Origin of the sequence: Colwellia sp. MB3u-45 (assembly GCF_014077005.1) — a bacterium.
GTDB lineage: Bacteria > Pseudomonadota > Gammaproteobacteria > Enterobacterales > Alteromonadaceae > Cognaticolwellia.
Genome location: NZ_JACGVC010000044.1, coordinates 78,167 through 91,434, shown reverse-complemented (window position 1 = coordinate 91,434; position 13,268 = coordinate 78,167). Strand labels below are relative to the sequence as shown.

Sequence of the window (13,268 nt, the reverse complement as noted above, 5' to 3'; positions counted from 1 at the left end):
GATCCTAACGCAGTACAGATTCAAGTTCTAAAGCGGCATTACTTTTTGCATCTCGGTATTTAACAATTAATGCGCAAGCCATATTAAGTCCTTGCTGCTGAGCCCAGTCACCCGCAACCGGTCGTGTACCTGGCACCACAACAGCGTTTTCAGGAATATCAGCACCTTTTTCCAGTATCACATTATTGACACAGTCATAAACAGCTACCGAGGCCGACAAAGATACGCCTGGGGCTAAAACCGCACCTTTTTTCACTACAATGCCTTCGACAATAATCACGCCAGCACTTAAAAAGGCGTTATCTTCAATAATCACCGGACTAGCACCAATCGGCTCAAGCACACCACCAATTTGTACCGCGGCAGAAACGTGAACATTTTTGCCTATTTGTGCGCATGAGCCAATCAAAGCATGGCTGTCAATCATAGTGCCACTATCAACATAAGCGCCAACATTAATATAGGCCGGTGGCATAATAATGACGCCTGGCGCCACATAGGCACCACAACGAACCGACGAACCACCCGGCACCATTCTCACCTTATCGGCAACGGTGAACTCGCGTGCGGGTAAGTTATGCTTATCCACAAAGCCACGATAAATACCATCGAACTCAGTATTTTCTCCGGCTTTAAATGCCGCTAAAATGGCTTGTTTAACTGCGGTATTGACTTGCCAAGTGCCATCGCTATTTTGTTCTGCTGCACGAACTTTACCGGTTTCTAAGTCTGTTAATGTTTGTTGCCAAGTCATGATTTTATTGCTCGTAAGTTAGTTAAATCTAAAGAGTGAGGGGTTTGTGCATTTAAAATGTCATCAGTCGTGTGATGCTGAGCTAGTGGGTTGCTGCTGTTACTCGCTAACCATTGCTGAATGTGTTGATGAATGTCGAGTAAACCGTGTTGCGCTGAAAGTTCTGCTTGGCATAAGGGTAGACGAAGTTTTGCCGAGCTAATAGTGTTCAACTCAGCCATTAACACTTTTACCGGTATCGGACTAGACACTTGAAATAATGCTGATATCGCTTTATGCCAAAGCGGAAAAATTCCTTCATGTTGATGAGCTAAGGCCATAGCAACATATTGCCGAGTGGCTTCTGGCCAAACGTTAGCGCAAACCGACACCAAACCTTTAACATTGGCACTCGCAAGGTATGGCATCATGGCGTCTTCACCACTATACAAGTCCAGGTTAGGGCAATGCTCTCTATAGGCCAGCAGTTTATTAAGATCGCCACTGGCTTCTTTCAGTGCCCAACAGTTTTTATGGTTTTGTAATTGTTGTAAGGCCGAAAAGGAAATTTCAACACTGCTGCGTGAAGGCACGTTATAAAGCATACAAGGGACGTTTGCGGCATCGAGTAAACTTTTAAACCAAGCGGTTTGACCTACGGGCCCCGGTTTGGCGTAAATAGGGCTAGTAAGTAAATAAGCCTTTATCGGCAATTTATTGCATTTAGCTATCCAGGCCAGTTGCTCGTTAAGATTATAGCCACCAACAGCAACCATTATTGGCACTTGTAACGTCATCGCACAAACATATTGCACTATACTTAAATGCTCTTGCGCGGTTAACGCTAAACCCTCGCCCGTGCTGCCCAGTAATAAAATGCCATTGTGGGCCGCATTTTGTTGTAGCACTAGCTTACGCAAACTAACATAGTCAATGCCGTCATCATCAAATAATGGCGTGATCAGTGCGGTCCAAACCAAAGGTCGGTCTGTTATCAGGTGATTTTCTATCGGTTTTGTTTGATTCATTGCTCTCGAACTCTTGTCGTTCGGAGAACTTTTAGGCGCTTGTACAGACAAAATTTCTAGGATGAAATTTGGCCTTTACAAAGGCCAGAAGCTCTCCACCTAGTTAGGTGACAGTTGCAAGGATTCAACCTAGTAGCCATCGAACGTATCCGATGGCTATAAAACTTAATGGTTATATATTAACAACTAAGCCTTAACAACCGGCAATTACCTTATCAACAAGGCAATTACCTCGGCGTTAAACCCCCTCATTATTGCTCACTAGAGTTTGATCTCTTCACAATAACTACCTGGTTAACGCTCCTCTTCTGGCCCTTTATTGACGGTGATTAATTTTTTACGATTAATCACACTGGAATAAGGGACAACAATATTAAAACATTTAAATATAAGCACAGTCAATAGACGGCTAGACGTATGCCATAATTTAAATTTAATAGTTTGATTTTACTGCTTTTATTTCTTTTTCTAATCAGTAAATACGATCTTGTCCTCAATAACTAGAGTGCCCATCACTAAAACAAGCTACGCCCGATAAGTTGAACTGGGTCAAAATAGCTCACTCCCTGTGGACTAAAGATGGCGAGATAATTAAATTCGCGTAGACTACGCAGCACTATGACACATTCACTATGGCGGTATTAATGAATACTCGCTCAGTTCGCCCTGTCATTATGATAAGTTTTCTTTAAAGTAACGCCGATATTTGTAGATAACTTGACCCATAAATATCGTCAATAAATAGTACCCATAAATAACCCCCATAAATAATAGTTAGCTTAATTACAGGTATCTTCATGGCAATAAGTAACATTAACCAATTATTAAACCGCAATATTGAGGCACTAGCCGCAACCAGACCTCTTTTGGTTAATATCGCAGACGATGGTTTTATTAACCATTACTTAAGTCAGCATAGCGCTGCGCATATTGATAGTTACCACACTAATTATGCTGAATATAAAACTTGTCAGCAATTGAAAAATACCCGTGTAGACGCACATTTTTGCGTCGAGTATATCGCCAAAACTAAACATGATATGGCGATTATTCATTTTCCAAAAAGTAAGGCTGAATTTAGTTTTACCTTAGCTATGCTCGCTGAGTCAATGACAGACGATGCTGCCATAGTCATTGTTGGGGAAAATAAAGCGGGGGTAAAGTCAGCCGAAAAACTCGGTATTGATTACCTAGAATATTGCCAAAATGTTGACGCGGCAAGACATTGCTTAATGTACATTGGCAAATTAAAACCCTCACTACCTCGCTTTGAACTACAAAAATTTTATAAATACTACCCAATGCAGGTACAAGATAAAGTACTAAAAATTGCCGCTTTACCAGGCGTATTTAGCCAAAATGCACTAGATACGGGTACAGAAGTTTTATTAGCACACTTACCTGAGGTTATTTCAGGTAAAGTGTTAGATTTTGGTTGTGGTGCAGGGGTTATTGCCGCTTATATCGGCACAATTCACCCAAAAACAACATTAACCTTGGTTGATGTCAGTGCGTTAGCCTTGCATTCAGCGCAAACAACACTGTCTTTAAACCAGTTAAGCGGGCAATATATTGCCTCAGATAGCTTATCTACTGTTCAAGAACGCTATGATTTTGTCATTTCCAACCCACCATTTCATCAGGGCGTAAAAACCCATTATGGCGCTACCGAACAATTTTTAGCCGAGATAAAGCAAAACTTAACCAGCAAAGCCTGCATTACCATTGTCGCTAATAGTTTTTTGAAATACTTACCCATCATGGAAAAAGCACTGGGTAAAACTAAAACCTTAGCGATTAAAAAAGGTTTTGCGGTTTATCAGTGTTATCTTAATGGGAAAAAGTAACGAGAAATGTGTGATTGTTCAAAGCCATAATATTTTCTACAAGCACTTTTACAAGCACTTTATAGCCACCATTAATTGAGTTTAATACTGTATGTCAACAATCAAACCTATTTGGTCTCTTCGTCGTATTTGCTTGAGCACCGTCATCAGTGCCATCACATTATTATCACTATTGAGTCTCTCAATCATTACCCAACAATTTAACAACAGTTATCAGCTCAGTGCCACTAGTCAAATAAAGCATTGGGCCACTGTTTTGGCCGATGAAAGTCTGCCCTATTTAGTTAACTCAGAACGATTAGCACTAAAAGATAATTTTTCATTACCCCAGCACATTCCTAATTTAAATTACTTACACCTTTATAAATTCAATAGCGACACTGATAAACTGACTTTTTTTTACAGTTACAAACGTAATGAACAGCGGGCTAGCATTGCGCAAAAATCGCATGACGTTAAAAATTTATTAACACCAAGGTTCAAAGAAAAACACCTTGAGTATATGCAAGCCATTAAAGTTAAAGAAAAAATTATCGGTTATATTTATTTGCAAAGCAGTAGCGAGTACCTCACACAGATAACTGATAAATTATTAATCATCAGCATTATCATTGTTTTTATAGTATTTATTATCGCCATTTTTATTGCGCTCAAACTTGAACGCTATATCAGTGCACCATTCTCTTCTTTGATTAACACGGTACAAGTTGCCGCTCGACAAAAAAACTTTCAACAACAATGCGACACTATGCCATATCGTGAAGCTGACATTTTAGCCCTTAATATTAATATGTTATTTGCTCGCATAGATAAACACATCACACAATTAAATGCTCAGGGGCAGCAGAGTCTTGAGCACTCACAAGCATTAGAAAATAAAATTAACAAACGTACCGACGCCCTGAAAGAATCTAACCAAGAGTTACTCTCTACGTTAGAGAAACTCCATCAATTTCAAAGCCAATTGGTTGAAAGCGAAAAAATGGCCTCACTGGGAGATATGGTTGCCGGCGTTGCACATGAAGTCAACACGCCGATAGGTTTAGGGGTTACGGCCTCAACATTATTAGCCGATAGATTAGATGAAATTAAACAAGCTTTTGATAATAAAACCCTAAAATCGAGCCAATTAAAAAAGTTTTTGCATGACAGTTGTGAAAATGTCGCCATTATCTATCGTAATCTAAAACGTGCCGCTGACTTAATATCCAGCTTTAAAAAAGTCGCCGTAGACCAATCAAGTGAAGACCTACGTACTGTCGACGTTAAGCAGCTTTTAAACGAAGTTTTACTCAATCTTAAACCACAACTGAATGTGTTACCCTACATTATTGATATTGATTGCCCTAATGATTTAACCATTAATAGTAAACCAGGGCCGATTAATCAAATTCTTATTAATTTGATCATGAACTCCATTATTCACGGTTTTGAAGGTAAAGATGAGGGCCGCATTTCAATCACAGTTATGTCACTGAGCAACCAACTTAACATCCTCTATAAAGATGATGGTATTGGCCTTGCTGAATCAATAAAACATAAGGTCTTTGAACCGTTTACCACCACAAAGCGTGGTGAAGGGGGTAGTGGCTTAGGCATGCATTTAGTTTATAATTTAGTGACTCAAGCACTTGGTGGCTCAATAGTACTGAGCAGCGAATTAGCGCATGGCGTTAGCATAGAAATTAACTTTCCTATAAATAAGTAGCCAATTAATTCGCTTTTGGTTAAATTTCAATAGGGTTTATAGTTAACTTGTTGACAATATAGTTTATAGTTAAGTTATTGACAATGTAGTTAAGTTGTTAAGTTGTTAAGTTGTTAACGATTTAGGGCTTTAAACCCGTTAAATGAACATTTATTCGCTAGCACTTAGCATAATCTTACGTCACCATTATTTTAAAGTGATAAAAAGCAGTAATTAGCCTGCTATTGATTGTTTTTTAACGGTCGCTTCTATACCATGTGCCGATTATTTATTAGCCATCAAATAGTCTATAATTGCATGGTCAGGAATAAACACGTATTAATACAAATAAAATTAAAATTTGAAAAAATCAAACCTCACGGAACTGGACAATGAACATGCAAAAACCTCATATATTAATCGTAGAAGACGAAGACGTCACCCGCTTTAATTTAAGAAATTTATTTGAAGCTGAAGGCTATCAGGTCTCCGAAGCAATAGATGGTGATAGCATGGAAAGCGCGCTAACCAACAGCATAATAAATTTAATTATTATGGATATTAATTTACCGGGCAAAAATGGACTATTACTTGCAAGAGAATTAACCCGCCAGAACGACTTAGGCTTAATTTTTCTGACCGGTCGCGACAGTGACATTGATAAAATTCTTGGGCTAGAAATTGGCGCTGACGATTATCTAACTAAACCGTTTAATCCACGTGAACTGACGATTCGTGCGCGCAATATACTCAGCCGCATGTTACCTAGCAATGTAGAAAAAAACGATGCACTTATTAGCTTTAATCAGTGGTCTCTGGATGGTAATGCACGAAAAATGACCACACCAGATAATCGAGAAATATCAATTCCTCGTGGTGAATACCGCGCGCTACGTTTACTTATTGCTAATGCCGGACAAATTGTTACCCGTCAACAATTGATCAAAGAAATGACCGGTCGCGACTTACGCATTAATGATCGAACAGTTGATGTGACCATTCGTCGCTTACGTAAACATTTTGAGTCAGTAGAAAGTTCACCAGAGTTGATCAACACTATTCATGGTGAAGGTTATCGATTTATTGGCCAACTAGATTAATAGCGCTATTAGCAGGGTAAAATGATTAATCTGCTAATATTAACCTGCTAATATAGTGACTTCTCAGGCTATTGCTCAGACAACCACTGTTGAAAAGCAGTAATGGCTTGTTGGTTTAACAAACTCAGTGCTTGCAAGTGCTGAGTCTTTGTTTCACTATCTTCAGCCGATTTTTCTATCAAGATAAGTTTCTGGTGTACTTGACTTAAACCTGTACTGGCTGCAGCCCCTTTCATTTTATGGCATTGCTCCTGCCATGCCTTTTGATCCACATTAACAATGGCATGATTAATCGCCGTTAAATACAATGCAGACTGCTGAATATATAAATCCAACATTTGTTCAATCACCGCTAGGTCTAACGCTTCTAAATAGCCATTAATCAAGATTAAATCTATGTGCCGTGTTGTTACCATGAAGCCTCCTTAGTGACGCCAGCTTTTCACTACGTCGAATTAAAATTTTAATGTTATTTATATGATAGCAAACAACATTTTAACCTGAAGTTATTACTTATACATCCTCTGTTTATAACAGATATTAAATACAACTACCATATACTAGAACAATATCAACATAGCTATGACAAACATTGCTTTTAGGGGGTATTTCGTTCAAAATAGCCGCCTTTTTCCGGACCAATGCATTATATTCCACTTTGTTAACTACTTGTGGAGACTGTCATTATTTTTACGACAGTAATGCTACTTATAATTTTACTAGCTACTGAAGTTACCATAGATAACCCTTTACCTAGTGCACAGCGAACAGCGGAGTCAAAATGCCAACATTAATGCCTGATATAGCAAATCACACCACAGCACAAACTGAGGGGACTTTGGATTGGGTCGGCATGAGTAATATAGAAATGCCTATCATGGTTGCCTCAAAAGGCCAATCAGAACGTATGGTTTCAGCCTACGTAGATGCGTTTGTTAACCTTAAAGAGCCACAAGCGAAAGGCATACATATGTCGCGTTTATATCTGCTCCTTGATGAATTATCAAACTCAAATGTTTTAAACCATCAGAGTTTAGTGACCTTATTAGACGGCTTTATCAGTAGTCACCAAGAGCTAAGCGATAATGCCCAAGTTAAGTTTAGTTTTGACTATCATCTGCGCCGCAAATCACTGATTAGTGGTAAACAAGGCTGGAAAGCTTATCCCGTTACTATTACTGGGCGCTTAAATAAAGGTACGTTGGATATCGAGCTTTCTGTTGACGTGCGTTACTCTTCAACTTGCCCTTGTTCTGCAGCCTTGGCTCGTCAGCTTATTCAGCAAGCTTTTAAAGAAAAATTTATTGGCCAAGCAGATGTGGATTTAACCGACGTACATGAATGGCTTGGTACTACCGAAGGTATTATGGCCACGCCACATAGCCAACGCTCTGTTGCTGAACTTAAAGTTAAACTTAATCGCTCAACCACTGAATTTCCCATTACAGATCTTGTCGACTTAATTGAAAATTCACTAAAAACCCCAGTTCAAGCGGCAGTAAAGCGTGAAGACGAACAAGAGTTTGCCCGTTTAAATGGTCAAAACTTAATGTTTTGTGAAGATGCGGCTCGTCGTTTACAACACACCATGAATGCCTCTGAGCAATTTGATGATTTTTGGCTACGTATTAATCATTTAGAATCGTTACATGCCCATGACGCCGTGAGTGTGACGACTAAAGGTATTGTCGATGGCTATAAAGCTTAACTTAAAGCTTAACTTAAAGCTTAACCCAACCAATTAAGCTTTAAATCAATCATCCCTAGTTATTTTTAAAATGGCTAGGGATTTTTGTTTCTACCGCTATAAAAGCAACAAGCGTTTTCTAATTGAACACTAGGCTGGCTATAGCCGAATTGAAGTATAAGTATAAATAACGCTGCAGTGGCTTGTTTTAACCAGTAGAAATGATCAGAAAATTAGTGAACTTGCTATTAGGGCGCTATTAATTCTCAATGCCCAAGTGCTTATCACCCCCGCCTACTAACCAGTGTTTATAATAACGGCTACAACCATGACTAAAATACTCAGCGCTAATGATAACGCTGAATAAATAGTGCATACAAAACACGACAAATATTAACGTCTTAAAAAATTAGAATGTAATAAAATTACAAAAAATAAGGTGATAATAATAATATTAGCTAAACACCGTGCATAAACTACCAAATAGGATGAAAAAAACCTAAATATCAGGCTACCTGCTTTTATCTGAAAATAAGGATGTAAAATAATAACGAGCATTTACTCTATTCAGATTGACGTTTTAATTTTAAATGTTTAATGTGACAAGTCCTTCGCGACGAATTCGGGATTATTTATGCACTTAAAGTATAATTTTATTCTATTCTCACCCAACCGAATTGCCGAGGTCTTTATTTAGGAGAAAATAATGCAACTTTACGACCATTCATATCAAAAAGACAATTGTGGCTTTGGGCTTATTGCCCATCAGCATGGCGAAACAAGTCATAAGCTCGTAAAGACTGCCATTCAAGCCTTAGACCGAATGCAACATCGTGGCGGTATCGCTGCCGATGGTAAAACCGGTGACGGTTGCGGTTTATTAATGCAAAAGCCTGACAGTTTTTTCCGCGCAGTTGCCGAAGAAAATAACTGGCCATTAGGCCGAAAGTACGCAGTAGGCATGATTTTTCTTAATCCAGATCCTATTAAAGCCAGCGCGAGTAAAAAAATTCTAGAAGAAGAATTAGCACGCGAAACCCTGACCTTAGTTGGCTGGAGAATCGTCCCCACCGATACCAGCACCTTAGGTGAAATTGCCAAAGGTAATTTACCGGCTATAGAACAAGTTTTTGTTGATGCGCCATCAGGCTGGCGAAACCGAGATCTTGAACGCCGGTTATATATGGCAAGACGACGGGCAGAAAAACGCATCAGTGATGAACGTTTCTATGTCGCCAGTTTGTCGTGCTTAGTCACCATTTACAAAGGCTTAATGATGCCGGTAGATTTGCCCAATTTTTATTTGGATCTCGCCGATATCCGTATGCAAACTGCTATTTGCCTATTTCATCAGCGCTTCTCTACTAATACTTCCCCCGAGTGGCACTTGGCACAACCTTTTCGTTATTTAGCACACAACGGTGAAATTAATACCATTAAAGGCAACCGTCAATGGAGTCGCGCGCGCACCCACGGTTTTAGATCGCCCTTATTACCCGACTTACAAGATGCCGCGCCCTTTGTTAATGAAAGCGGCTCTGACTCTTCATCATTAGACAACATGCTTGAGTTATTTATGGCGGGCGGCATGGATCTTTACCGCGGTATGCGATTATTAATGCCACCTGCTTGGCAAAGCAACCCGTTAATGGATGATGATTTAAAAGCTTTTTATGAATTTAACTCTATGCATATGGAGCCTTGGGACGGACCCGCAGGTGTTGTGGTCACCAATGGCCGGCATGTAGCCTGTAATTTAGACCGTAATGGTTTACGACCTGCACGATATGTTATTACTCGTGATGGTTTTATTACCTTAGCTTCTGAAGTCGGTATTTGGGATTACGGCGAAGATGAAGTGGTTGAAAAAGGCCGCGTAGGCCCGGGCGAAATGTTAGCCATTGATACCTATACAGGGAAAATTTTCAACTCTAATGCAATTGACAATGAGCTAAAAGTTCGCCATCCCTATCGTCAATGGTTAGACAATAACATTCGTCGCTTAGTCCCTTTTGATACATTAGCAGCGAACTTGATTGGTCAACGGATATTTAGTGATCAAGAAATCGCTCAATATCATAAAATGTTTAACTACAGCTACGAAGAAATACATCAGGTCGTCAAAGCATTAGCTGATAACGGTCAAGAAGCTACTGGCTCGATGGGCGATGACACCCCAATGGCAGTATTATCGAGTCAGTCGCGCTCGCTTTATGATTATTTCCGCCAACAATTTGCTCAGGTCACTAATCCACCTATTGACCCTTTGCGTGAACGCTACGTAATGTCGTTAGGCACTTGTATTGGCCGTGAGCATAATGTTTTTAATGAAACTACTGGCCATGCTGATCGTATTCTATTTGCGACACCGGTATTAATGTATACCGGCTTAAAACAATTACGCGAGCTAGACCCTGAACATTACCGCTCAGACACTTTAACCTTAAACTATGATCAAGCAGAGGGCTTAGAAGCCGCTATCATTCGATTATGTGATGAAGCCGAAACATTAGTCAGAGATAAAAACACCGTAATCTTAGTGTTATCAGATCGCCATATAGATAAAGGTATGTTGCCCATTCCTGCCGCAATGGCGGTGGGTGCAGTGCAAAAACGTTTAGTCGATACGCAATTACGTTGTGATTCCAACATTATTGTCGAAACCGCGTCAGTGCGTGACTCACATCAGTTTGCCGTGCTGCTTGGCTTAGGGGCAACGGCGATTTACCCTTTCTTAGCTTATGAGACTATTGAACAACTGGTTGAACAAAAGCAACTTAACCTCACGGCCCGCGAAGCCATCGTAAATTACCGTGAAGGCATTAATAAAGGCCTATTAAAGATATTATCAAAAATGGGTATTTCTACCATTGCCAGCTACCGTTGTGCCGGACTATTTGAGGTTATTGGTCTTAATAGTAAGATTATGGCACTTTGTTTCCCTGATTTACCTAGCCGTATTCAGGGCGCTGACTTTACCGACATTGAACAAGACAATATAAACCTAGCTCGCAAAGCCTTTATGCCACATCAAAAAATGAGTCATGGCGGTTTACTAAAATATGTCCACGGCGGTGAATACCATGCCTATAACCCTGATGTAGTGAGCACGCTACAAGCGGCGGTACGCAGCGGCAACTATAGTGATTACAGAATATTTGCTGACCACGTTAACCAACGTCCACCCGCAGCATTACGTGATTTATTAGCCCTAAAAGATGATCAAACCGCCATTGATATCTCCGAAGTTGAAGCAGAGTCTGAACTGTTTAAACGCTTTGATAGTGCCGCAATGTCAATTGGTGCCTTAAGTCCTGAAGCACATGAAGCGCTAGCGATTGCGATGAATCGCCTAGGTGGTTTCTCAAATTCTGGTGAAGGCGGTGAAGACGAACGTCGCTACGGCACAGTCAAAAACTCGCGTATTAAGCAAATTGCCTCTGGGCGCTTTGGCGTTACACCGTATTATCTGGTGAATGCTGATGTGCTGCAAATCAAAGTGGCACAAGGTGCAAAACCAGGTGAAGGTGGCCAATTGCCCGGTGATAAAGTTACACCGTTAATTGCAAAGTTGCGTTTTTCAGTGCCTGGAGTAACCTTAATATCACCGCCGCCACATCACGATATTTATTCGATTGAAGATCTCGCACAACTGATTTTCGACTTAAAGCAAGTCAATCCTAAAGCGATTATTTCCGTAAAACTGGTTTCAGGTCCAGGTGTTGGCACTATCGCCTCGGGCGTTGCCAAAGCCTTTGCTGACTTTATTACTATTTCTGGTAATGACGGCGGCACAGGTGCCAGCCCATTAACCTCGGTTAAATATGCCGGTTGCCCGTGGGAGCTTGGCTTAGCTGAAGCGCACCAATCACTGGTCACAAACGGTTTACGCCACAAAGTGCGTTTACAAGTTGATGGTGGTCTAAAAACTGGCTTGGATATTGTTAAAGCCGCTATTTTAGGTGCCGAAAGCTTCGGTTTTGGCACCGCGCCTATGGTGACTTTAGGCTGTAAATTTCTGCGTATTTGTCATTTAAATAATTGTGCCACGGGTGTAGCAACACAAGATGAAGTGCTACGAGAACAATTCTTTAAAGGTTTACCTGAGCAAGTGATGAATTATTTTAAATTTATTGCGCAAGATGTGCGTGAAATTTTAGCCAGTTTAGGCGTTGAAAGCTTAACCGCTATTATTGGTCGTACCGATTTATTCGTGCCCTTGGCCGGTATTACCGCCAAGCAACAAAAACTAGATTTACGTCCCATTATTGCCCCGGTTGTCGCCGGTGATGATACCACCTTATATCAAACGGCTAGCAATGAACCCTTTGACAAAGGCGTGTTAAATCAGCGTTTACTCGCGCTTGCCTCACATGCTATTGCCCACAGTAGTGGCGGTGAATATCGTTTAACGATTCAAAACACCGATCGTTCTGTCGGTGCTTCATTATCGGGTGAAATTGCCTCTAAACATGGTGACCAAGGTATGGCAGCTGACCCGATTAAAATATTTTTCAATGGCACTGCCGGTCAAAGCTTTGGTGTCTGGAATGCTGGCGGCTTAGAAATGACCCTAACAGGTGATGCCAATGATTATGTCGGTAAAGGTATGGCCGGTGGCAAATTAACAATCAAACCGCCCAAAGGCGTAGAATATTTAAGTCATAAAACTATGATTATGGGCAATACCTGTTTATACGGAGCAACCGGCGGTAAGCTATATGGTTGTGGCCGTGCAGGTGAGCGCTTTGCGGTGCGAAATTCTGGCTGTCATGCCGTTATTGAAGGTACCGGTGATCATGGCTGTGAATATATGACCGGCGGCATAGTGACCATTTTAGGTCAAGTGGGCGTTAATTTTGGTGCCGGTATGACTGGCGGCTTCGCTTATGTTTTAGATGAGCAAGACGACCTAGCCATACGCCTGAATAATGAATCAATTGAAATGTTAGCGATAGATGAGCTTAATATTCACCAAGAACATCTACGTGGCATTATCAACCAACACCTAGATGAAACCAGCAGTTTAAGAGCAGAAGAAATTTTAACTCATTTTGCCACTTACGCACCGCTATTTAAGCTGGTTAAGCCAAAGGCCGTTGATGTTAAAACCCTATTGGGACATCGTAGCCGTTCATCTGCAGAACTTCGTGTTCAAGCACAATAATAAATACACGCGTGGAGCA

Annotated in this window: 8 protein-coding genes and 1 riboswitch; of the genes, 5 read left to right on the top strand and 3 right to left on the bottom strand. The window is 40.6% G+C overall.

Going from position 1 to position 13,268, the window contains the following annotated elements; translation table 11 throughout:
- Window positions 1-4: 4 nt before the first annotated feature.
- Together H4J41_RS05685 and dapA are read right to left on the bottom strand one after the other, a co-directional pair.
- Complete coding sequence (locus H4J41_RS05685; protein WP_182136696.1) at window positions 5-754, bottom strand: 2,3,4,5-tetrahydropyridine-2,6-dicarboxylate N-succinyltransferase; 750 nt, start codon at window positions 752-754, stop codon at window positions 5-7.
- Window positions 751-1,761, bottom strand: a complete 1,011-nt coding sequence (gene dapA, locus H4J41_RS05680) for a 4-hydroxy-tetrahydrodipicolinate synthase (protein ID WP_182136697.1) — start codon at window positions 1,759-1,761, stop codon at window positions 751-753. The genes H4J41_RS05685 and dapA overlap by 4 nt, the downstream gene beginning before the upstream one ends.
- An 80-nt stretch (window positions 1,762-1,841) precedes the next feature.
- A riboswitch (Lysine riboswitch) is annotated at window positions 1,842-2,077 on the bottom strand.
- A 481-nt stretch (window positions 2,078-2,558) separates the two neighbouring features.
- On the opposite strand from dapA, the gene H4J41_RS05675 reads away from it, so the two are divergent.
- The 3 genes from H4J41_RS05675 (at window position 2,559) to arcA (ending at window position 6,395) form a co-directional block, all read left to right on the top strand.
- Window positions 2,559-3,608, top strand: coding sequence for a methyltransferase (locus H4J41_RS05675; RefSeq protein ID WP_182136698.1), 1,050 nt, complete (start codon window positions 2,559-2,561; stop codon window positions 3,606-3,608).
- Between the two features lie 91 nt (window positions 3,609-3,699).
- On the top strand, window positions 3,700-5,316 hold the full coding sequence (locus H4J41_RS05670; protein WP_182136699.1) for a sensor histidine kinase: 1,617 nt from the start codon (window positions 3,700-3,702) through the stop codon (window positions 5,314-5,316).
- Between the two features lie 377 nt (window positions 5,317-5,693).
- Window positions 5,694-6,395: a two-component system response regulator ArcA gene (arcA, locus tag H4J41_RS05665; RefSeq protein WP_182136729.1), complete on the top strand. Its 702-nt coding sequence runs from the start codon at window positions 5,694-5,696 to the stop codon at window positions 6,393-6,395.
- A 68-nt stretch (window positions 6,396-6,463) separates the two neighbouring features.
- On the opposite strand, the gene H4J41_RS05660 is transcribed toward arcA, so the two are convergent.
- The gene (locus tag H4J41_RS05660; protein ID WP_182136700.1) at window positions 6,464-6,811 is read right to left on the bottom strand and encodes an Hpt domain-containing protein; all 348 of its coding nucleotides are present in this window, start codon (window positions 6,809-6,811) and stop codon (window positions 6,464-6,466) included.
- Between the two features lie 365 nt (window positions 6,812-7,176).
- Between H4J41_RS05660 and folE2 the strand changes: the two genes are divergently transcribed.
- Both folE2 and gltB read left to right on the top strand, forming a co-directional pair.
- Entirely contained in the window at window positions 7,177-8,103 is a 927-nt protein-coding gene (folE2, locus tag H4J41_RS05655; protein WP_182136701.1) for a GTP cyclohydrolase FolE2, read from the top strand.
- Between the two features lie 685 nt (window positions 8,104-8,788).
- On the top strand, window positions 8,789-13,249 hold the full coding sequence (gene gltB, locus H4J41_RS05650) for a glutamate synthase large subunit (RefSeq protein ID WP_182136702.1): 4,461 nt from the start codon (window positions 8,789-8,791) through the stop codon (window positions 13,247-13,249).
- Window positions 13,250-13,268 lie beyond the last annotated feature (19 nt).